The sequence below is a fragment of the Kribbella sp. DT2 genome (genome assembly GCF_049844575.1).
Classification (GTDB): Bacteria; Actinomycetota; Actinomycetes; order Propionibacteriales; family Kribbellaceae; genus Kribbella.
In genome coordinates this window covers 1,636,160-1,655,882 of record NZ_JBNCLH010000001.1, presented here as the reverse complement: position 1 = coordinate 1,655,882, position 19,723 = coordinate 1,636,160, and the positions used below count along the sequence as shown (strand labels likewise).

The 19,723-nt window shown below is 69.1% G+C and carries 19 protein-coding genes; 3 read left to right on the top strand and 16 right to left on the bottom strand.

Features of this window, described 5'->3' with window-relative positions:
- Nucleotides 1–99: 99 nt before the first annotated feature.
- The 11 genes from ACLQ2O_RS07880 to ACLQ2O_RS07830 are packed head-to-tail and all read right to left on the bottom strand — an operon-like array spanning nt 100 to nt 12,057.
- The gene (locus tag ACLQ2O_RS07880; RefSeq protein ID WP_425828723.1) at nt 100–1,143 is read right to left on the bottom strand and encodes an LLM class flavin-dependent oxidoreductase; all 1,044 of its coding nucleotides are present in this window, start codon (nt 1,141–1,143) and stop codon (nt 100–102) included.
- Nucleotides 1,140–1,904, bottom strand: a complete 765-nt coding sequence (locus ACLQ2O_RS07875) for a DUF1684 domain-containing protein (RefSeq protein WP_425828721.1) — start codon at nt 1,902–1,904, stop codon at nt 1,140–1,142. Before ACLQ2O_RS07875 ends, ACLQ2O_RS07880 begins: the two co-directional genes overlap by 4 nt.
- Entirely contained in the window at nt 1,901–3,043 is a 1,143-nt protein-coding gene (locus tag ACLQ2O_RS07870; RefSeq protein ID WP_425828719.1) for an LLM class flavin-dependent oxidoreductase, read from the bottom strand. Before ACLQ2O_RS07870 ends, ACLQ2O_RS07875 begins: the two co-directional genes overlap by 4 nt.
- The gene (locus tag ACLQ2O_RS07865) at nt 3,033–4,940 is read right to left on the bottom strand and encodes an FAD/NAD(P)-binding protein (protein ID WP_425828717.1); all 1,908 of its coding nucleotides are present in this window, start codon (nt 4,938–4,940) and stop codon (nt 3,033–3,035) included. Before ACLQ2O_RS07865 ends, ACLQ2O_RS07870 begins: the two co-directional genes overlap by 11 nt.
- The gene (locus tag ACLQ2O_RS07860) at nt 4,937–6,253 is read right to left on the bottom strand and encodes an NtaA/DmoA family FMN-dependent monooxygenase (RefSeq protein ID WP_425828715.1); all 1,317 of its coding nucleotides are present in this window, start codon (nt 6,251–6,253) and stop codon (nt 4,937–4,939) included. Before ACLQ2O_RS07860 ends, ACLQ2O_RS07865 begins: the two co-directional genes overlap by 4 nt.
- Complete coding sequence (locus ACLQ2O_RS07855) at nt 6,250–7,320, bottom strand: LLM class flavin-dependent oxidoreductase (RefSeq protein WP_425828713.1); 1,071 nt, start codon at nt 7,318–7,320, stop codon at nt 6,250–6,252. Before ACLQ2O_RS07855 ends, ACLQ2O_RS07860 begins: the two co-directional genes overlap by 4 nt.
- Complete coding sequence (gene ssuE, locus ACLQ2O_RS07850; RefSeq protein WP_425828711.1) at nt 7,317–8,372, bottom strand: NADPH-dependent FMN reductase; 1,056 nt, start codon at nt 8,370–8,372, stop codon at nt 7,317–7,319. The genes ACLQ2O_RS07855 and ssuE overlap by 4 nt, the downstream gene beginning before the upstream one ends.
- 12 nt (nt 8,373–8,384) lie before the next feature.
- Nucleotides 8,385–9,371, bottom strand: a complete 987-nt coding sequence (locus tag ACLQ2O_RS07845; protein ID WP_425828709.1) for an ABC transporter substrate-binding protein — start codon at nt 9,369–9,371, stop codon at nt 8,385–8,387.
- 9 nt (nt 9,372–9,380) lie between these two features.
- Nucleotides 9,381–10,322: an ABC transporter substrate-binding protein gene (locus ACLQ2O_RS07840; RefSeq protein ID WP_425828707.1), complete on the bottom strand. Its 942-nt coding sequence runs from the start codon at nt 10,320–10,322 to the stop codon at nt 9,381–9,383.
- Complete coding sequence (locus ACLQ2O_RS07835) at nt 10,322–11,074, bottom strand: amino acid ABC transporter ATP-binding protein (RefSeq protein WP_425829097.1); 753 nt, start codon at nt 11,072–11,074, stop codon at nt 10,322–10,324. Before ACLQ2O_RS07835 ends, ACLQ2O_RS07840 begins: the two co-directional genes overlap by 1 nt.
- Before the next feature lie 5 nt (nt 11,075–11,079).
- The gene (locus ACLQ2O_RS07830; protein ID WP_425828705.1) at nt 11,080–12,057 is read right to left on the bottom strand and encodes an amino acid ABC transporter permease; all 978 of its coding nucleotides are present in this window, start codon (nt 12,055–12,057) and stop codon (nt 11,080–11,082) included.
- A gap of 549 nt (nt 12,058–12,606) precedes the next feature.
- Here ACLQ2O_RS07830 and ACLQ2O_RS07825 point away from each other — a divergent pair.
- Nucleotides 12,607–13,476: a M23 family metallopeptidase gene (locus tag ACLQ2O_RS07825; RefSeq protein WP_425828703.1), complete on the top strand. Its 870-nt coding sequence runs from the start codon at nt 12,607–12,609 to the stop codon at nt 13,474–13,476.
- A 9-nt stretch (nt 13,477–13,485) separates the two neighbouring features.
- On the opposite strand, the gene ACLQ2O_RS07820 is transcribed toward ACLQ2O_RS07825, so the two are convergent.
- Together ACLQ2O_RS07820 and ACLQ2O_RS07815 are read right to left on the bottom strand one after the other, a co-directional pair.
- On the bottom strand, nt 13,486–13,980 hold the full coding sequence (locus ACLQ2O_RS07820) for a GNAT family N-acetyltransferase (protein WP_425828701.1): 495 nt from the start codon (nt 13,978–13,980) through the stop codon (nt 13,486–13,488).
- Between the two features lie 25 nt (nt 13,981–14,005).
- Nucleotides 14,006–14,530 carry a GNAT family N-acetyltransferase gene (locus ACLQ2O_RS07815; RefSeq protein ID WP_425828699.1) on the bottom strand — a complete coding sequence of 175 codons (525 nt, stop codon included), beginning with the start codon at nt 14,528–14,530 and terminating at the stop codon, nt 14,006–14,008.
- Between the two features lie 39 nt (nt 14,531–14,569).
- Here ACLQ2O_RS07815 and ACLQ2O_RS07810 point away from each other — a divergent pair, with 39 nt between their 5' ends.
- Together ACLQ2O_RS07810 and ACLQ2O_RS07805 are read left to right on the top strand one after the other, a co-directional pair.
- Nucleotides 14,570–15,139 carry a helix-turn-helix domain-containing protein gene (locus tag ACLQ2O_RS07810; RefSeq protein WP_425828697.1) on the top strand — a complete coding sequence of 190 codons (570 nt, stop codon included), beginning with the start codon at nt 14,570–14,572 and terminating at the stop codon, nt 15,137–15,139.
- 29 nt (nt 15,140–15,168) lie between these two features.
- Nucleotides 15,169–16,452, top strand: a complete 1,284-nt coding sequence (locus ACLQ2O_RS07805) for a TerC family protein (RefSeq protein ID WP_425828695.1) — start codon at nt 15,169–15,171, stop codon at nt 16,450–16,452.
- Between the two features lie 256 nt (nt 16,453–16,708).
- On the opposite strand, the gene ACLQ2O_RS07800 is transcribed toward ACLQ2O_RS07805, so the two are convergent.
- The 3 genes from ACLQ2O_RS07800 to ACLQ2O_RS07790 are packed head-to-tail and all read right to left on the bottom strand — an operon-like array spanning nt 16,709 to nt 19,721.
- Entirely contained in the window at nt 16,709–17,542 is an 834-nt protein-coding gene (locus tag ACLQ2O_RS07800) for a carbohydrate ABC transporter permease (protein ID WP_425828693.1), read from the bottom strand.
- Nucleotides 17,543–17,544: 2 nt separating this feature from the next.
- Entirely contained in the window at nt 17,545–18,423 is an 879-nt protein-coding gene (locus ACLQ2O_RS07795; protein WP_425828691.1) for a carbohydrate ABC transporter permease, read from the bottom strand.
- The gene (locus tag ACLQ2O_RS07790; RefSeq protein WP_425828689.1) at nt 18,420–19,721 is read right to left on the bottom strand and encodes an extracellular solute-binding protein; all 1,302 of its coding nucleotides are present in this window, start codon (nt 19,719–19,721) and stop codon (nt 18,420–18,422) included. Before ACLQ2O_RS07790 ends, ACLQ2O_RS07795 begins: the two co-directional genes overlap by 4 nt.
- Nucleotides 19,722–19,723 lie beyond the last annotated feature (2 nt).

Here is a 19,723-nt window from a genome sequence, read left to right as displayed (position 1 = left end):
TCCGTGGCCCCGATGTGAAATCGAGCCCCGGCCAGGTCTTCGCCCTCTGTCCGACCAGAGAATCATACCGGTTCCCGGGAGTGCTTCCGACCACTTTTCTCAGCTCCACACCCGGCTCGGGTAGGTCGCCCGCAGGACCGGCAGCACGTCCGTGACGAAGGTCTCGACGGACGTCCGGTTCTCCGCGTCCGGCAGGCCCGGGACCTCCAGCGAGACGCCGGACAGCTCGTGCCCGAACGCCTCCTGGTACCGCCCGAGCTTGTCGATCACCTCCTCCGGCGACCCGACCAGCACGGACCCGTCGGCCAGGAACTCCTCCAGCGTCCGGAACGGCAACTGGTTGTGCTTGGCACCCGGTGACTCCATGAACGCGTCGAACACCGGCCGGTACCCCTCGACCGCGTGCTGCGAGTTCTTCCGGACGTAGAGCCCGTTGAACCCAGCGCCCACCACCGCGTCGGCGGGGTCGTGCCCGTACGCCGCCCAGCGCTCCCGGTAGTGCCGGATCAACCCGGCGTACTTCTCCATCGGGTGGAAGCCGTTCGCGGAGAACAGCGGCTCGCCCCACTTGGCTGCCAGCTCGGTGGACTCCGTGGAGCTGGCTGAGCCGTGCCAGATCGGGATGCTCGGTTGCTGGAGCGGTCTGGGCTGCGTGGTCGCGTCGACCAGCTCCGGCCGGTACTGCCCGCTCCAGCTGACCCCCGTCTCCCGCAGCAGTCGCCGGAGCAGCTCGTACTTCTCTCTGTTGCGGTCCCACTGCCCGTCGAGGTCGTAGCCGAACAGGGCGTTCTGGTCCGGGTCGTTGCCCTTGCCGATGATGATGTCCAGCCGCCCACCGGACAGCTGGTCCAGCGTGGCGTAGTCCTCAGCGACCCGCACCGGGTCCAGCAGCGACAGCACGGTCACTGTCGTCAGCAGCCGGATGCGGCTGGTCGCCGCGGCGATGTAGGCGAGCACCACCGGCGGCGACGACGAGATGAAGAGCTGCGCGTGCCGCTCCCCCACGCCGTACCCGTCGAAGCCCAGCTCCTCGGCCCACTGCGCCTGCTGGACCACGTGCTGGAACCGCTCGTACGTCGTGAGTTGCCGGCCGGTGACCGGGTCGGGTGAGTTGTCGATCAGCGTGTACGTGCAGAACTTCACCGCGGCCTCTTCTCTCCCGCGGTGACGGGCAGGGCCAGCCGGTTGCCGAGGGCGGGTGCCGGACAGATGCCGTGGGCGGTGAACGCCGACGGCGGGTTGATGGCTCGGTTGAAGTCGACCAGGACCGAGCCGTCGGGCTGCAGCTCTCCGACGGTCAGCGTGCGCCAGCGAGCGGTCTCGTCACCGTTCGTCTCGTCGTGGAAGGCCAGGTTGAGCCTGCCGTCCCCACCGGCGGTCACGGCCAGCTCGTACGCCGTACCGCCGAGTGCCAGGTGGACCGCACCGACCATCTTCACCTTGGCGCGCAGGTCGGAGCGGGCTGTGTCCACCTCGGCGTGCTCGACCTGGCTGTACGGCGTGTAGTGGCCGGTGATCACCCAGGCTGGGTCGACCGGGTAGGTCGGTACTCCGCTGAAGCTCGCCCTGGTCGCTGCAGCCGGGTCACGCTGCCGGAGCGCGTACCGGCCGTCCCTGACCAGCAGCTCGACCAGCACCTCGCCGTACAGGAGCCAGCTGAGTGAGGCGCCCTCCGGTACGCCGGCTGACGTCGTACCGACCAGGGGCTCGTTGTGGAGGGTCAGCTCGCCACCTGCACGGACATGCGCCTGGCCGTCCTTCACCCACCAGGTCCCCGGTAGGCCGGGGATGCGAGTTGGGGTGTCGGTCAGCCAGTCGAAGGCGGAGACCGTGAGCCAGCCGTACTTGGTGGCCAGCTCCTGCTCACGGGTGGTGTGCCAGTCCTCCTGGGTGGTCACGGTCATGAGGCCAGCTCCTGCCGGGAGTCGCCGCCGTCGGCCGCCTGCCCTCCGGCTGCGCCGGCTTCCCTGCGCGCGACCTCTTCTCTTACCAGGGGGATCACGTAGCGGCCGAAGTCGATCGCGTCGTCGTAGATGTCGTAGCCGCGGGCGGAGAAGATCCGGACGCCGAGGTCGTAGTAGTCGAGCAGCGCGGCGGCGACCGTCTCCGGCGTACCGACCAGGGCGGTCGAGTTGCCGCCTCCGCCGGTCAGGCCGGTGGGTGCGGTCCAGAGGGCCCGGTCGTGCCGCTCGCCCGCGTCGACCGCCGCGAGCAGGCGGCGCGAGCCGGCGTTCTCGGGGGTCTTGCCCGGATCGCGGCGACGGTACGTCGTACCGGCCTGGACGTCCTTGATCCGGCCGAGGATGCTCTCCGCCTTCTCCCAGGCAAGCTCCTCGGTCGGCGCCAGGATCGGCCGGAACGCGATCTGGATCGTGGGGCGATCGGACCGCCCGGCCTTCGCGGCCTCGGCGTCGATCGTGGCCAGCTGCTCCTTGGTGCCGGCCAGCGGCTCGCCCCAGAGCGCGAAGATGTCCGCCTCCGCGGCGCCGACGGCGTACGCCGCGGCCGACGAACCGCCGAAGGAGATCCGCGGCCGCGGCTGCTGCAGCGGCTTGATGTCGGCCACGAACTGCTCGAACCGGTAGTGCTGACCGGCGAAGTCGAACCGCTCGTCCGACGTCCAGGCCTGCTTGAGGATCTGGATGAACTCGCGCGTCCGCCCGTACCGGTCGTCCTTGGGCAGGAAGTCGCCCTCGGCCGCCTGGTCCGCGGTCGAGCCGCCGGTGATCACGTGCACCTCGAACCGGCCGTCGCTGATGTGGTCGAGCGTCGCGAACGTCTTCGCGGTCAGCGTCGGGTAGGCGACATTGGGCCGGTGGGCGACGACCAGGTTGATCCGCTCGGTCCGGGTGGCGACGTACGCCGCGACCGTCGACGGGTCGGGCGCACCGGAGTGGTAGGCGAACAGGATCCGGTCCCAGCCGTTGTCCTCGTGGGCGCGGGCGAGTTTGCCGGTGTACTCGAGGTCGAGCGGGCCGCCGGTCCGCGGGGTGACCTCGCTGGCCGGGTTCGTCCCGGCGATACCGAGGAACTCAACTGCCATGGTGACCTGCTTTCGTCGAGGTGGTCAGGAGCTGGAGCAGGCGCCGGGCGACCGCGTCGTTCTGGCGGAAGCCGGGGCCGTTGAAGTACGGACGGGAGAACCCGGACGACCCTGCCGAGCCGGAGACCGACGGGCCGAGCAGGAAGAGCTCGTCGTGCACCGAACCGTCGGCGCGGATCGCCCGGCACTGGCTGTCGGCCTTGAGCTGACCGCCGCCGAGGCTCGTACCGTCTCCGGCGATCAGCTCGTCCGCCGCGAGCAGGCCGGTGTCGAGCAGACCCGTCAGCAGCGGATCGGTCGAAGCCAGTACGTCGGGACGCGGGAGCCGGGCCTCGACGAACGCGCGGGCGCGGATCTCGCCGGGCACGGCCGGGCTGCTCCCGACGAACTGGTCGTTGTCGAGGGCAACTGTCAGGTCGGGGCCGGCGAACCTGATCAGGCCGGCGCGGTGGAGGGCGAGCAACTCCTCCAGCCGGCGCGGCGGTGGGCCGCTGGCGACGAAGGAGAAGAACCCGTGCCAGTCGGTCTCGACGTGCCGGACGCGGTCCTCGTCGGACAGCCTGCCCTCGGTGATCGCGACCGAGAGCACGCTGTAGACGCTGAGCAGGGCGTTGAACACGGCGAGATCGGGCGAGTGCTGCGGGTCGGCCCTGCGCAGCAGGTCGTTCTCGATCAGCTGTACGACGGTCTGGTCGAGCTGCGCGCGGCCGGTGAACCCGACGCCGGCGAGCGGGCGGTCGACGGCGGCGAGGTCGAAGTGGTCGGCCTCGGCCGGGACGGCTTGGGCGGCCGCCCTACGGAATGCTTCGTCGGTCGGGACGGTGCGGTCGAGGACGGTGAAGAACTCTTCCCAGGTCCAGGTGGTTCGCTCGGGGTGGGCGGCGAAGAGCTGGCGGTAATGCGCGTAGGTCAGCTCCTTGTCGATGAGCGGGCGGATCTGTTGCGTGTAGTCGAGAACGCCGTCACCGAGCTGTTCCAGGGCTTCCTTGGTGAGGTAGCGCGTGGGGACCGGGGTGGTTCCGGCGACGGTGTAGCCGAGCTTCGCGTGGTACGGGACGCCGCGGCGGGAGCCGGCGTACAGGATCGGTTCGTCGCCGCTGGGGTGGTAGGTGAGCAGGCCGGAGCACTCGTCGTACCAGCCGCCTCGGCCTTCGGTCAGGAGCACCAACAGGTCGATGAACGCCTGGCCGAGTCCGCGGACGATGACGTTCTCGCCTGGCTTCAGGTCGGACAGGTCCACGTCGGCCGTGTAGCCCGGGCCGAGGTACGTCAGCCCGCGCTCCTCCGCGACGTTGCCCCAAGCAACCTCTTCCTCGGTCGGTCGTCGATCCAGATAGCCGAGCGCAAGCACCACAAGATCCGCCTGGATCTCCTGCCCCGACTCCAGCCGTACGACGTGCTCCTCGCTCAAGTCGACAGCCCGCTCGAGGTGCGTCTCCACGGTCACGGTGCCCGGCAGTGACTTCACCACCCGGTCCCACACCCAGGCCAGGTACTCCGCCTGCACCAACCGAGGCGGAAAGTCCATCGCCCCCGGCGGCTCGATCCCCGCCTCCTCCAGCACGGTGGCGCCCGCCCCCACCACCCACTGATCCAACGCGGGCCCCGCCACCACCGGCCCCTCGCACTCCACCGACTCGTCGGTGAAGATCGTGACGTCCGAGGCCATCGAGTTCATCCACAACAACCGCGACTGCGCCCGCCGCCAGATCCTGCCTCCACCCGCCGGATACGGATCCACCACGTGCACCCGCACCGGCCGGCTCCCCAACAGCTCGTCAGCACTGGCCGCAAACCGCTCCAACACCCCCACCGCCCGAGGCCCACCCCCAACAAACACAACAGTTGCAGGGGTGGCTGTCGAACTCAGCACGTCCAACGGAGCTGTGGTCGTCATCTGCTCAGCCCCAGGTGGTCTCGGAGCGTGCTTCCTTCGTACGTCGTACGGAAGACTCCTCGTTCCCTCAGGAGTGGGACGACCTGGTCCACGAAATCGTCCAGGCCTCCCGGCGTCAGGTGAGGGACCAGCACGAAGCCGTCCGCAGCGTTTTCCTGGACGTGGTGGTTCATCGCCTCGGCGACCGTGGTGGGGCTGCCGACGAAGGTCTGGCGGTTCTGCTGGTTGATGACTGTTTGCCTCAGGGACCACCCGTTGGCAGCAGCCTGGGCTCTCCACTCGGCGACGATCGGGGCCGGATCGTTGTAGCCGACTCGCCCCTGGGTGACGTTCGAGCCGACGACAGGATCTTCGACCGGAAGCGGCCCGTCCGGGTCGTACGTCGAGAGGTCCCGGCCCCACAGCAGCTCCGCCAGGACGATCGCGGTGGGGCCGGAGACCTGTTGTTCGCGGATGTGTTGGGCCTTGTCGATCGCCTCGGGGTCGGTGTCCGCGACGACGACCGTGACCGCGGGCATGATCTTCAGCGAGTCCTCGGACCGGCCGTGCCGGGGCAGCCGGGACTTGACGTCCTTGTAGAAGGTCTGACCGGCCTCGAAAGCACCATGCCGGCTGAAGATCACATCAGCACCAGCGGCAGCGAAGTCCCGGCCGGCCTCGCTGTCGCCGGCCTGGATGACGACCGGATGCCCCTGCGGCGACCGCGGCAGCCCGAAGCGCCCCCGGATCGTGAAGTGGTCGCCGTCGTCCGTGAAGGCCCCAGCGCCTTCACGGGCGAAGACCCCGGCGTCCTGCGCAAGCACCAAGTCGTCGTCACTCCACGCGTCCCACAACGAGCGAACGATCCGTAGCGACTCCTCCGCCCGGACGTACCGATCGGCCTTGTCGAGGTACCCGCCGCGCCGGAAGTTCTCCCCCGTGAACGCGTCCCACGACGTGACCACGTTCCACGCCGCGCGCCCGCCCGACACGTGGTCCAGCGTCGCCAGCCGCTTGGCCAGCTCGTACGGCTCGTTGAACGTCGAGTTCACCGTCGCCGCCAGCCCGAGGTGCGTGGTGACGGCCGCCAGCGCGCTCAGCACGGTCAGCGACTCCGGGCGCCCGACCACGTCGAGATCGTGGATCCGCCCCTTCACCTCCCGCAGCCGCAACCCCTCGGCCAGGAAGAAGAAGTCGAACGTCCCGCGCTCAGCCGTCTCGGCCAGGTGCCGGAACGACGAGAAGTCGATCTGCGACCGCGACTCCGGGTCCGACCACACGGTCGTGTTGTTCACTCCCGGGAAGTGCGCCGCGAGATGGATCTGCTTGGTCATCGCCGGCTCCCCTCATAACGGTTGGCCGGCCGAGGCAGCCCAAGCCGGCTCCGCAGACTCCCCGGCCGAGCAGCACCGACGAGCTTGCGCTCCCGCAGCAACGGCAGCAGCGCGTCAGCGATCAGCGGTACGTCGAGCTCGAGCGACGCCGGCCGCAGGTGCACCCCATCGATCCCGGCCGCCGCCCACTGCTCGATCAGCTCCGCCAACCGTGCCACTCCCCCGATGTGGTCCAGCTCCTCAGCCCCATCAGCACGCCGTACGGCGGAAGTCGTGTCCTCGTCCAGCAGCACGCTCACCGACAGCAGCACCCGCCCCGCCCCAGCAGCCCGTACGGCGGCCACCCGCGCCTCCACATCAGTTGCCCCCGGCAACATCACGAGATCCACGTCCCCGACGGCCTGCACCGCCTCCGGGGACGAGACCCGTACCGCCGTCACCGGATGCCCCTGCGGCGGCCGCGGCACGATCGACGGTCCCTTCACCGAGAACGACGGGCTCTCGAAGTCGACGTAGTGGATCCGTTCCCGGTCCACGAACCGCCCGCTCGGCGCGTCCCGGATGATCGCGTCGTCCTCCCACGAGTCCCACAGCCGGCGGCTCACGTCGACGACGTACCGGGCCTCGCGCCAGGTGTCCGCCTCCGGCGCCGGCGACCGCCGTCCGATCACCGCGGCCGCCTCCGCCGAGGACGACACGTCGACCAGCCATCCCGCCCGGCCGTTCGACACCCAGTCCAGCGTCGCCACCGACGCCTGGACGTGGAACGGCTCGGTGTGCGTCACGGTGATCGTCGGCACCAGCCCGATCCGCTCGGTCGCCGGCGCGATCCGCGCCGCCAGCCCCAACGCGTCGAGCCGCACGCTCACCCGCTCGGGCCCGTCCGCGGGCGCCTCCAACGCATCGGCGAACGTCGCGAGATCGACACCCGCCGCCTCCGCGCGCTGCACCGCATGCAGCGCCAGCTCCCCGGTGAGGATCGCCGATGGATCCACCTCGGCACCACGCCAGGCTGCCGGATGCCCGCCGGCGCCATCGATCTCAAGAGCAGTGATCAGAAAGCTCATGACGCCACCTGCAGCCGGAGCCCCAGATCCTTCACGAACGGCAACGGCCCGATCGACTCCGGATCCGCCTCGACGTCGAACCGCGGCTCGAACCCCACCGACAGGTACAGCGCCGCCGCCTCAGGCTGCCGCGGCCCGGTCGTCAGGTACAGCTTCCGGTAGCCGAGCTCAGCCGCCGCCCGTTCCAACTCTTCCAGCACCCGCCGTCCCAATCCCTGCCGCCGATGCAGGTGCGAGGTCCACATCCGCTTCACCTCCGCCGTCTCGTCGTCGTACCGCCGGATCGCCCCACCCGCGACGGTCTGCCCGCCGTACCGCAGCAGCACGAACGCGCCGCCCTGCTCGCGGTGGAAGTCCGACGCGGGGACCTCGGTGAGCTGCGTGTTCTCGTTCGTCTGCCCGTACCGGGTGCTGTACTCGACGACCAGGTCCGCCAGCAGCGGCGCCGCCTCGGGATCCTCGGGTCGCGCCAGCACGGTCTCCAGCGCGGCGGTCTGGATCGGCGCGCTCTCCACGACGGTCGAGCCTTCGACCGTGGACAGGAACGCCTCGGTCACCTGGTAGAGCGGCGCGGACGCGGCCTGGTCGAGCAGCAGCCCGCCCCCGTCGTACAGACGAACGTGCGACGACAGCACGAACCACCCCTGGCCGATCGCCCCCGCGCCCAGGCTGGTCAGCACCGGCCGCAGCGCGTAGTCGATCACCAGCACGTGCGCCGGCGTACCGCCTGTTGCCAACGGCAACACCGTCTTGCCCCGCAGCGCGTACTGCGGCAGCAGGTCCAGGAAGACCTTCAGCAACCCCGAGTACGCCGCCTTGTAGACCGGAGTCGTCACCACCACGGCGTCAGCCGCAGCCAGTACGTCGATCGCGGTCTGGATCACAGGATCGTCGGCGCGCCCGCGCAGCAGCGGCTCGGCCGGGAGGTCGCGCAGCACGATCGGCGTCACCGTGTGCCCGTGGCTCAGCAGCCGCTTGGTCACGTACGACAGCACCGCGTCGGTGCGGGAAACCTCGGAGGGACTGCTCGAAATGGTTGCAATGGTCGCCATTCAAAAGCCCTTCTACTTCTGCCCAGTTGTTGATTGCGCCGTCTTGGGCAGCCCGGGCGGATTCACCAGCGATTTCTGCACGGCCTCGGCCTGCAGGCCCCACCGGGCCAGGACCTTCCCGTAGCTGCCGTCGGCGATCGCCGCGTTCAGCGCGTCGGCCAGCGGCTCGGCCAGCCCGGCGTCCTTCTTCGTGGTGATCCCGACCAGGCCCTGCACCGGGTAGCTGGACGAGACCGTGCCGACGATCTCGGTCTTGCCGGCCGTCGCCACGTGGTACGTCGACGTCGGGTTCGGCCCGAGGTACAGGTCGATCCTGCCCGACTCCAGAGCGAGGTAGTAGTCGGTCGCCGACTGGTAGTACTTCGGCGTCGCGGGCTTCAGCCCGGCCGCGACGTTCTGCTTGTTCCAGTCGAGCAGGATCGCCTCCTGCAGCGTGCCCGAGCTGACCGCGACCGTCCTGCCGGCGATGTCCGCGGGTCCCTTGACGGTCAGGCCCGAGCCCTTCTTCGCCTCGAAGGCGTGCAGCCCCAGCCGGTACGTCGCGAAGTCGTACTTCTCCTTGCGCAGCTCGGACACCCCGATGTTCGAGATGCCGGCGGTGTACTTGCCGGAGTCCAGGCCGAGGAACAGGTTCTCCCAGCTGGTGGTCTGGATCTCCGGCCGCAGGCCGAGCACGCCGGCGACCAGGTAGGCGATGTCGATGTCGACACCGATCGGTGTCTTGTTGTCGTCGGCGGTGAACCCGAGCGGCGGCAGCCCGCCACCGGCCGTACCGCTGCCGACCACCAGCTTGCCGCTCTCGCGGACCGCGGCCGGAAGCTCGGCGGCGATGCTGTCCACCTTCGCCGAGGTCACGCGCTCCTGGTTCGCCGAGGTGTCGAACTTGACCGCCGCGGCTCCCCCTTCGCCCGGCGGCCCGGCGGCCGGCTCGGTGACCGGGTCCGCACAGCCCGCCAGCACGAGCAGGGCGGCGACAGCAACGATTGCTCTGTTCTTCATGGAGGTTCCTCAGCTAGTCAGCGGGAGGCCGGGCGGATTGAGCTCGGACTTGGCGATCGCCTCGGTCGAGACGTTCCAGCGCTCCAGGACCTTGGCGTAGCTGCCATCGGCGATCACCGCGTTCAACGCGGCCTGGTACGCCGGCGCAAGGCCGCTGTCCTTCTTGGTCGTCGCGGCGATCAGCCCCTGCAGCGACGGACCGGCGCCGGAGAACTTGCCGATCGTCTCGGTCTGACCGCCGGTCTTCACGTGGTACGCGATCGACGGGTTCGGCCCGAGAAAGGCGTTGATCCGGCCGGAGCTCAGCGCCAGGTAGGTGTCCGGCTGGTTGTTGAAGTACTTGATCGTGGCCGCCGGCAACCCGGCCTTGACGTTCGCGTCGTTCCAGTCGACCAGGATCTTCTCCTGGTTCGTGCCCGAGCCGACCGCGATCGTCTTGCCGGCCACGTCCTTGCCCTCGGTGACTTTCCAGTCGCCGCCCTTCTTCGCCTCGAACGCGATGTCGTCCTTGCGGTACGTCGCGAAGTCGTATTTCTGCTTGCGCTTCTCGGTCACCGTGATGTTGGAGAAGCCCGCGTCGTACTTGGCCGAGTCGAGCCCGATGAAGAGGTTCTCCCAGCTGGTCACCTGGATCTCCGGCGTCAGCCCGAGCGCCCCCGCGACCAGGTGGGCGATGTCGACCTCGATACCGATCGCTGTCTTGTTGTCGTCGGCCAGGAACCCGAGCGGCGGATTGCCGCTGCCGAAACCGGCGCCGACGATCAGCGTGCCGCGCTCCCGGATCTTCGCCGGGACCAGCGCGGCGGCGGCGTCGTTCTTGGTGGTGGTGACGCGCTGCTGGTCGACGGAGGTGTTCACTCCGGAGACCGCGGCGTTCTCGGTCTGCGGATCGGCGCCGCACCCGGCGACCAGGACAGTGGCGGCCGCGACCGCCGCGAGCAGGAGTCTCATCACAGGACCTTGGAGATGAAGGCGCGGGTGCGCTCGTGGGTGGGGTTGTCCAGCACGTCGTACGGCGGTCCGGACTCGACGATCACGCCGGCGTCCATGAACACCACGGTGTCGGCGATCTCCCGGGCGAACCCGATCTCGTGGGTGACGACGACCATCGTCGAGCCGTCGCGGGCGAGCTCCTTGATCACGTCGAGGACCTCGCCGACCAGCTCCGGGTCGAGCGCGCTGGTCGGTTCGTCGAACAGCAGCACCTTCGGTCGCAGCGCGAGCGCGCGGGCGATCGCGACCCGCTGCTGCTGGCCGCCGGACAGCTGCCGGGGATAGACGTCGGCCTTGTCGCCGACGCCGACCCGCTCGAGCAGCTTGCGCGCCTCGGGCTCGACGTCGCGGCGCTTGCGGCGTTGCGCCGCGACCGGTGCCTCGACGACGTTCTGCAGCGCGGTGAGGTGCCCGAACAGGTTGAAGTTCTGGAAGACGAAGCCGACCTGGGAGCGCTGGTGCAGGATCTCGCGCTCGCGCAGCTCGTGCAGCTTGTTGCCGCGGCGGCGGTAACCGATCAGCTCGCCGTCGATCCGGACCAGGCCGCGGTCCACCTTCTCCAGGTGGTTGATCGACCGCAGCAGCGTCGACTTGCCCGAGCCGGACGGGCCGAGGATCACCGTGACGGTGCCGGCCTTCACCTCCAGGTCGACGCCCTTGAGCACCTCGAGCGTTCCGAACGACTTGTGCACACCCTTGAGATCCACCATCACGGTCATCCGCCGGCCCCCGATCGCGCCGTGGCCTTGACCGTCAGGCCCTGCCAGGTACGCCGGACGCGCTGGATCGGCGTCGGCGGCAGCTCACGCTGGGTGCCGCGGGCGAAGTGCCGCTCGACGTAGAACTGGACGACCGACAGCAGCGTGGTCAGCACGATGTACCAGACCGTTGCCACCATCAACAAAGGGACGACCCGGCTGTTGCGGCCGTAGATCACCTGGACCTGGTAGAAGAGCTCGGGGATCGCCATCACCGAGACGATCGACGTGCCCTTGAACAGGCTGATCACCTCGTTCGCGCCGTTCGGCAGGATCGCCCGCATCGCCTGCGGCAGCACGATCCGGAAGAACTGCCGCAGCCGCGGGATGCCGAGCGCGGCGGCCGCCTCGGTCTGGCCCTGGTCGACCGAGAGGATGCCGCCGCGGATGATCTCGGCGGCGTACGCGGCCTGGTGCAGCGCCAGCCCCAGGACGGCGGCACCGAGCGGGCCGAACAGGTTGTTGGTACTGAAGTGCACGAACTCCGGGCCGAACGGGACGCCCAGGCTGAGCTCGTTGTACAGGTAGGCCAGGTTGAACCAGAACAGCAGCTGCACGATCAGCGGGATCGAGCGGAACGCCCAGATGTAGCCCCAGGCAACTACTTGCAGGAACGGGCTGCCGGACAACCGCATCGCGGCGACGACGCCACCGAGCGCGAAGCCGAGCACCGTGCCGTACACGGTCAGCTGGATCGTCACCCACAGGGCGGACAGCACCGTCCGGGTGGTGAAGAACGCGAAGAAGGTCGGCCAGTCCCAGCCGGGGTTGGTGATCAGGCCGTGCACGAACATCGCCAGCAGCGTCAGGACGACGGCGACACCGACCCAGCGCCAGGGGTGCCGGTGGCCGACCACCGGCAGGTCGGCGTCGGCCAGGAGGCCGGAGTCAGGGGGATCGGCCGCGCGGGCCGACGTCAACGGGCTCAGGGACACGGTCTACTCCAGGGCGGTGGGCAGGCGGCAACGGGCGCGCGCCCGGTCTTCGGACACAGCGCGGCAGACGTCCCCGTAGAGAGGACGCCGTGAGGTTCGTCGGCTTCGTCAGACCAGTATCGAATGTGAAGTAAGTCGGTCGACTAACTTCTCATATCGTGGACGCGCTATAGCCGATCCTGCGGCCTGCTGAGCGCCATGACGGCCGTGATGCTAGTCACTAAGATTTTCAACTACTCGACCGTCGGTTTCACGCTCAGAGGCGACGCGCGGGCGACCATCACTCACTCTGCGTAGCCGAAATCAGTGATCCGGTCGCAATGTGCGTTTGAGGCGTTCGTGATCTCGTCGTTATGGTCGATGGGCTGCCACGGGCTCCGTGGTGGCGAGCTGCTGCGGGTATCCGTGGCGGCGACTCGACTTGGAAGGCCCCTCCCCGTGTCCCCTCACCATGACGTGCCGGAAGCAGAACGGCCGGCACCTCGTCGCCCGGCCGCTCCCCGTCGGGTGGCCAAGCACCGTTCCGCCCGGCGAAGTCCGGTTCGTGGCTTGCAGCGCCCCGGGCGTGCCGTGCAGCTGGTCGGCCTGACCGCCGCACTGGCCGCCGCGGCCGGCACCGCCGCCGCCGGCCTCGCGGCCCCGACGAGCCCGGCGTCGGCCGGCAGCTCGCTCAACCCGGCGCAGGCAGAAGCCCTCAGCGCCGCTCGGATCGAGCGGCGCGACCTGGGCTCCCGCGACATGTCCCGCTTCGAGCTCTCGCTGTCGTCGACCCAGAAGGCGACGCAGGAGGCGAAGGCGGCGCAGGTCGCCAAGGCCCGGGCCGCCCAGCTGGCCGCGAACGCGACCATCACCGAGCGGCGTGCGCTCGCCCTGGCCGCCGCCAAGGCGACCGCTGCGAAGAAGGCCGCCGCCGCGACCAAGGCAGCCGCCGCGGCGAAGGCCGCGGCCCTCGCGAAGGCTGCCGCCGAGGCGAAGGCCGAGCAGCAGGCCGAGGCCAAGGAGCGCTCCGCCGCCACCTCGATGCGGATCACGCTGCCGACCACCGGGTACCACCTGACCGCGCACTTCGGTCAGGGCGGCAGCCGCTGGGCCAGCAACCACACCGGCCTCGACTTCGCCGCCCCGATGGGAACGCCGGTGCGCTCGGTGCTCCCGGGCGAGGTCATCCAGGCGGAGTTCGCCGGCGCCTACGGGCGTCAGGTGAAGGTCCGCCACTCCGACGGCACCGTCACGTCGTACGGGCACATGGCGGAGTTCTCGGTGAACGTCGGCGACGTCGTCGCGGCCGGGACCCAGGTCGGCGCGATCGGGATGTCCGGCAACACGACCGGCCCGCACGTGCACTTCGAGGTCCTGCTCGGCGGCAGCGACCAGGTCGACCCGGAGCCGTGGCTGCGGGACCACGGGGTCAACCCGTAACTCAGTAGTTCACAGGAACAGGGCCAGGTCGAGACTGTCGACGTACTGGCCGTCGATCAGGAACTCTCGTGGGTGAGTTCCCTCGACGACGTAACCGTGGCGCTCGTACAGACGCCTTGCGACGGTGTTCACACCGTGCACGTGCAAGGCGATCTTGCGGGCGCCACGGCGTTTCGCTTCCGCGGACGCGGCCTCCATCAGCACCGAGCCGACGCCCTGCCCGCGAGCGTCGACCGCGACGGCGAGCCCGTTGATCGAGAGCACTCCCGCACCTTCGGGGAACGGGTACTTCTCCTGCAGCCGGAGGTAGCCGACCACCCGCCCGTCCAACTCGGCGACAATGAACGCCTCCGGCCCCCACCGCTCGGCGAAGAAGGTCGTCCGGTCCCCCGCGGTCAGCGACGGAAAGCCGGAGGTCGCGTCCCAGGCCGTCAGCTCGAGGTCGAGCAGGGCGGCTTCATCGGCCGCCACTGCCCGGCGTACGGTCACACGCTTGTCGCTCACGTCTCCATCTTCGGACGACGAGAGGTCAGACGGTTTCTTCCGGCGGATCCTCGGCGACGGCGAGCGTTCGCTGGGCCCAGGCGACGTCGTGCCAGCCACCGTTCTTCCAGCCGATCCTGCGGTAGGTGCCGATCGGCTCGAAGCCGAGGGCGGCGTGCAGGCCGACGCTGGCGTCGTTCGGCAGCGTCATCCCGGCGATCGCCGTACGGAATCCTCGCTCGGTCAGCCGCTCGAAGAGCGCCTCGTACAAGGCTCGTCCCCCGCCGGTACGACGGCGGCCGGGCTCGAGGTAGACGCTGACCTCGCACGACCACCGGTACGCCGCCCGCTCCTTCATCGGCCCGCCGTACGCGTACCCGACGATCCGCGCGGTGTCGTCCTCCAGCACGAGCCAGGCGTGCCGCTTCTGCGCGGCGACGATCCGCTCGGCCAGCTGCGCCGCGCTCGGCGGCTCCAGCTCGAAGCTGATCGCTGTCTCGCGGACGTACGGGGCGTAGATCGCCGCACAGGCCGCCGCATCCTCGTGCGGCAGCGCATCCCTGATCCTCATGCCACCATAGTAGCCACACCTGCCGCTATAGTGGCAAGCATGGATCAGCTCTCCGCCTCGCTCGCCGCGACCCTGCAGGCCGCGCGCCACGACCGGGACCTGTCGGTGAACGCGCTGGCCGAGCGCTCCGGCGTCTCCCGCGCGATGATCGGCAAGATCGAGCGCGGCGAGGCCCAGCCGACCGCCGTACTGCTCGGGAGGCTGTCCGGCGCGCTCGGCATGACTCTGTCGGAACTGGTCGCCCGCGCCGAGCAGTCCGACGGCGACGACGGTCGCGTACGCCGTACCGACGACCAGCCGGTCTGGACCGATCCCGCGACCGGCTACCGCCGCCGCGCCGTCTCCCCCGGCACCGACTCGCCGCTGGAGCTGGTCGAGGTCGAGCTGCCGCCCGGCGCGTCGGTCACGTACCCGGCCGACGCGTACATCTTCAAGACCCAGCAGCTCTGGGTCCTGACCGGACACCTGCGCTTCCACGAGGGCGACCTCGTGCACGAGCTGAACGCCGGCGACTGCCTCGAGCTCGGCGTACCGTCGCCGACCACGTTCCACAATCCTTCGACGGCCGTCTGTCGCTATCTCGTGGCACTTGTGAAGACTCGTTCCTGACCGGGGCCTGCTCGTGGTTGAGTACGTCCATGGAGGTTTCACCGCTGGTCTGGATCCTGACGATCGCCGGCATCCTGGGGCTGCTTGCCTTCGACTACTTCTTCCACGTCCGCCGCGCGCACGTGCCGCAGCTGCGCGAGGCCGCGCTCTGGTCCAGCGTGTACGTCGGGATCGCGCTGCTGTTCGGCGTCGGCACCTTCGTCCTCGGCGGGACCGCGATGGGCTCGGAGTACTTCGCCGGGTACGTCACCGAGAAGGCGCTGTCGGTCGACAACCTGTTCGTGTTCCTGATCATCATGAACAGCTTCCGGGTGCCGCGCGAGGACCAGCAGAAGGTGCTGCTGTTCGGCATCATGTTCTCGCTGGTCGCGCGGACCGGGTTCATCCTGCTCGGGTCGGCACTGATCAACACCTTCGCCTGGGTCTTCTACCTGTTCGGCCTGGCCCTGCTGCTGACCGCGGGCAACATGCTGCGCCCGTCCACGGAGGAGTCGCACTCCGCGCAGAACATCGTGGTCCGGCTGAGCCGCCGGCTGTTCCCCACCACCGAGACCTACGACGGCGACAAGCTCTTCACCCTCGTCGACGGCAAGCGCGCGATGACCCCGATGCTGCTGGTCATGGTCGCGATCGGCGGCACCGACCTGATGTTCGCCCTGGACTCGATCCCCGCGATCTTCGGCCTGACCCAGAACGTCTACATCGTCTTCACCGCCACGGCCTTCAGCCTGCTCGGCCTCCGCCAGCTCTACTTCCTCCTCGACGGCCTGCTCGACCGCCTGATCTACCTGTCCTTCGGCCTGGCCGCGATCCTCGGCTTCATCGGCGTCAAACTCGTCCTGCACGCCCTGCACGAGAACAACGTCCCGTTCATCAACGACGGCGACCACATCGAGGTCGCCGAGATCAGCACCGGCCTGTCCCTCCTGGTCATCCTGGTGGTCCTCGTCATCACCGTCCTCGCTTCTCTCCTCAGCACCCGAGGCCGCACCCAGACCGCCATGGCCAACGCCCGCCGCGACGCCACCACGTACCTGGACCCCGAGTACACCGACGACCCGGTAGAACGCGAACGCATCTACCGCCGCCTGATCGAGTCCCGGGACCACATCATCGAACTCGGCCCGAAGGCAAAGCAGATCGTCAAGAACGAGCCCGAACTCCTCGAGCTCTGCGGCCGGGCCGCCCTGAGCCACGACGCAACGATCGCCAGCGGGCAACACCCGGACGACGCCGTACTGGGACCAGACCCCACCCCGTTCTCCGACCCCCGAAGCGCCAGCAACCCCAAGCACGGGTCGACTAGCGCCTAGTTCCACGACTGCCGCGGTGTACGGCGTCAGTCGTCAAACACGGCATCAGTCAAGCTCGACATGAGTCGATCCTCCCCCGGCCCGCACTCGCACGCTGCATCCGGCACCACGTAATCAGCCAGCCAAGCAATCGCGCTCTCGTCTCCAGCCGGAACCACCTTGTGCACCGGTCAGCCATCGGGAGGCCGCACGCATGGCTGAGTCGTGCACAAGGTCGTGCTCTGGACTTCGGCGGTGGACAGCGTGGGAGGAAGGGTCAGCCTTTGACGGCGCCGGAGGCCAGGCCTGTTACGTAGAAGCGTTGGAGGCCTACGTACAGGACTACGCAGGGGATCATCGCGATGACTGAGCCGGCGACCAGGGAGCCGAAGTTGACTTCGCCGTAGGCGCCTGCCTGGACGTTTACCAGGGCTACGGGGAGGGTGTAGAGCTCGTCCTTGGTGAGGAACGTGAGGGCGCCCAGGAATTCGGTCCACGCGGCGAGGAAAGCGTAGAGGGCGACTGTGGCGGCGCCGGGGGTGACCAGGGGGCGGAGGACCGAGGCGATCATGCGGAGGGTGCCGCAGCCGTCTACGTGGGCGGAGTCTTCCAGCTCGGCGGGGACCGACGAGAACGAGTTGCGCATGACGAAGACGCCGAAGGGCAGGTTCATCGTGGTGTAGAAGAGGACCAGGCCGAACAGGCTGTCGGTCAGGCGCATCACGTTGAGCTGCAGGTAGAGCGGGGTGAGGATCGCCTGGAACGGGATCATCATCGACACGACCACCAGCGCGAACAGCAGCGGCCCGGAGCGGAAGCGGAACTTGGCGAAGCCGTAGCCGGCGAGGGTTGCGAGCAGAGCGGTCAGTACGGCGGTGCTGAGGGCAACGACCAGGCTGTTGCCGACCGCCCGCAACAGGTTGCCGGGGCCCTCGACCAGGGTGCGGAAGTTGTCCCAGGTCAGGTGGAAGAAGGTTGCCCGGTCCGGCGCGGCGACGATCACGTCGTTCGGTTGGACCGAGCGGAACAGGGCCCACAGCAACGGTACGGCGAAGACCAGCAGCGCGCCGGCGCCGCCGACCACGTAGAAGACGTTCTTGAGGCGCGGCATCGTCAGTCCCTCTCCCGGAGCAGCCAGAACTGCGCCGCGGTGACCAGGCCGACGACGACCACCAGCACGATCGACAGCGCGGTGGCGGCGCCGAGCTGGAGCTGCACGAAGGCGCGGTTGTAGATGTACTGGACCACCGTGGCGGTGTCCGTGCCCGGTCCGCCGCGGGTCAGGATGTAGAACTGCGAGAACGCGAGCAGCGAGCCGACGACCGAGATGATGACGGCCATCGCGATCGTCCGGCGGAGGATCGGGATGGTGATCTCGCGTTCCTGCTGCCACCAGGTGGCGCCGTCCAGCTCGGACGACTCGTAGAACTCGCGCGGGATCGCCTGCATCCCGGCCATCAGCAGCATCATCGTCAGCCCGGAGACACCCCAGATCACCAGCACGCAGATCAGCCCGGTGGCCAAGGGCCCGTCGACCAGCCAGGCCGTCGTACCGTCGGTGATGCCCAGGCCGCGCAGCAGGATGTTGATCGCGCCGCTCTCGGGCTGGGCCTCCAGGACGGTGACGAAGCTGAGGGTCGACAGCCCGACCACGAACGGCAGGAAGAAGATCGTCCGGAGCAACGTCGAGCCGCGCCGCTTGCGCCGTACGAGGACGGCCAACGCGTAGCCGAGCACGAGGATCGGGCCGGTCACGATCACCGTGTAGAGCAGGGTGTAGAGCACGGACTTGGCGAACGCCGCGTCGGAGACGATCGCGGTGTAGTTCTTCAGACCGCTGAACCGGACCTCGCCGATCAGCGGCCAGTTGGTCAACGAGATCACCAACGCGAAGCCCAAAGGCACCAGGACGAACACACCCACGAACAGCACCGCCGGTGTGACCAGCAGCAGCCCGGTCCGCGGCGGGTGGGTCAGCGACGCGCGGCTCATGCCTGGCCCTGCGCAAGGATCCGGTCGTACGACTCCTGGGCTTCGGTCATCGCGGCCTCCAGCTCGCCGTCGAACACGGCCCGGCGGAACATCTGCAGCCACGGCCCGTCCGGCTGGTTGTAGAGCAGGTTGTACGACAGGGTGGTCGGCGCGAAGCCCTCCTCGATCCGCTCCAGCGGCAGCGTGGCGAGCGGGAACTTCTTCGCGAACTCCGGTGTCGCGACATCGGACCGGACCGGCGTGTACCCGCCCGCGGGCAGGTCGGTCTGCTGCGGCACGTCGAGCGCGAACCGGACGAACTCCCAGGCACCCGACGCGTTCTCGGCGCCGCGCGGGATGCACATGTTGTCGCCGCCGTCGAAGAACGCGGACCCGCCGTCCGGTCCCGAGAGCAACCGCGGCGTCACCTTGGCGTGGAACGACGGGTCCGAGCCCGAGACCACGACGCTGTAGTTGGACGGGAAGATCCCCACGGCACCGGCCCGGAAGTCGCTCCCCCAGCGCGAGGCGTCGTCGGAGAAGTTTGCCCTAGGCACCAATCCGTCGACCCAGAGTTGCCGGTGCAGCTCGAGCATCCGCCGTACGACGTCGTTGCCGACGATGTTGCCCTCCTGCTGCCCGACCTCGCCACGGATCAGGTCGGTGTCCGCAGCCCAGATCATCGGCTGCACGACGAACCCGAGCGCGCCCGCACTGTTCGCCGGGAAGCTCCAGGCGTAGATGTCGTCGCCGAGCTTGCGTAGCCGGCGCGCGGCCGCGAGCAGTTCGTCGTACGACGTGACGGCCTGGTCGGGATCGACGTCCGCGCGGTCGCAGAGCTCGGTGTTGAACCAGAACATCGAGTTGTCGGCCAGGTACGGTACGCCGTACGCGCGACCGGCGCGGGTCGCCAGCCGGAGATGCCCGGGACTCAGCTTGGCGCGGAAGTCCAGCGCCTCCAGGGCTTCGGTGAGATCGGTGAACGCGTCGCGGTAGATGAACAGCATCGAGTTGATGTCGTCGATGTCGACCAGGTCCGGTACTCCGCGGCCGCGGATCGCGGTGGCCAGCTTGGTCACGTACTGCGCGTCGAGCACCGGCGTCAGCTCGACCACCAGCCGGTCCTGCGACGCGTTGAACTTCTCCACCAGGCTGGTCAGCCCGGTCTGTGTCGCCGCCCTGCACCACACCTTCACCGTCCCGGTGGCGCCCGTACCGAAGCCGGGCGCCGCGACGTCCGGCTCAGGCAGGACCGAGCTGCAGCCCGAGATCCCGGCGAGCGCGGCCGCCGTACCGAGGAATCGCCTCCTGGTCAGCATGG

Excerpts from the sequence above, each read along its gene's own strand:
- ACLQ2O_RS07855 (WP_425828713.1), bottom strand. The coding sequence starts at position 7,320 with ATGAGCTTTCTGATCACTGCTCTTGAGATCGATGGCGCCGGCGGGCAT.
- ACLQ2O_RS07790 (WP_425828689.1), bottom strand. The coding sequence starts at position 19,721 with ATGCTGACCAGGAGGCGATTCCTCGGTACGGCGGCCGCGCTCGCCGGG.
- ACLQ2O_RS07845 (WP_425828709.1), bottom strand. The coding sequence starts at position 9,371 with ATGAAGAACAGAGCAATCGTTGCTGTCGCCGCCCTGCTCGTGCTGGCG.
- ACLQ2O_RS07795 (WP_425828691.1), bottom strand. The coding sequence starts at position 18,423 with ATGAGCCGCGCGTCGCTGACCCACCCGCCGCGGACCGGGCTGCTGCTG.
- ACLQ2O_RS07865 (WP_425828717.1), bottom strand. The coding sequence starts at position 4,940 with ATGACGACCACAGCTCCGTTGGACGTGCTGAGTTCGACAGCCACCCCT.
- ACLQ2O_RS07815 (WP_425828699.1), bottom strand. The coding sequence starts at position 14,530 with ATGAGGATCAGGGATGCGCTGCCGCACGAGGATGCGGCGGCCTGTGCG.
- ACLQ2O_RS07875 (WP_425828721.1), bottom strand. The coding sequence starts at position 1,904 with ATGACCGTGACCACCCAGGAGGACTGGCACACCACCCGTGAGCAGGAG.
- ssuE (WP_425828711.1), bottom strand. The coding sequence starts at position 8,372 with ATGGCGACCATTGCAACCATTTCGAGCAGTCCCTCCGAGGTTTCCCGC.
- ACLQ2O_RS07840 (WP_425828707.1), bottom strand. The coding sequence starts at position 10,322 with ATGAGACTCCTGCTCGCGGCGGTCGCGGCCGCCACTGTCCTGGTCGCC.
- ACLQ2O_RS07805 (WP_425828695.1), top strand. The coding sequence starts at position 15,169 with ATGGAGGTTTCACCGCTGGTCTGGATCCTGACGATCGCCGGCATCCTG.
- ACLQ2O_RS07835 (WP_425829097.1), bottom strand. The coding sequence starts at position 11,074 with ATGGTGGATCTCAAGGGTGTGCACAAGTCGTTCGGAACGCTCGAGGTG.
- ACLQ2O_RS07870 (WP_425828719.1), bottom strand. The coding sequence starts at position 3,043 with ATGGCAGTTGAGTTCCTCGGTATCGCCGGGACGAACCCGGCCAGCGAG.
- ACLQ2O_RS07810 (WP_425828697.1), top strand. The coding sequence starts at position 14,570 with ATGGATCAGCTCTCCGCCTCGCTCGCCGCGACCCTGCAGGCCGCGCGC.
- ACLQ2O_RS07860 (WP_425828715.1), bottom strand. The coding sequence starts at position 6,253 with ATGACCAAGCAGATCCATCTCGCGGCGCACTTCCCGGGAGTGAACAAC.
- ACLQ2O_RS07800 (WP_425828693.1), bottom strand. The coding sequence starts at position 17,542 with ATGCCGCGCCTCAAGAACGTCTTCTACGTGGTCGGCGGCGCCGGCGCG.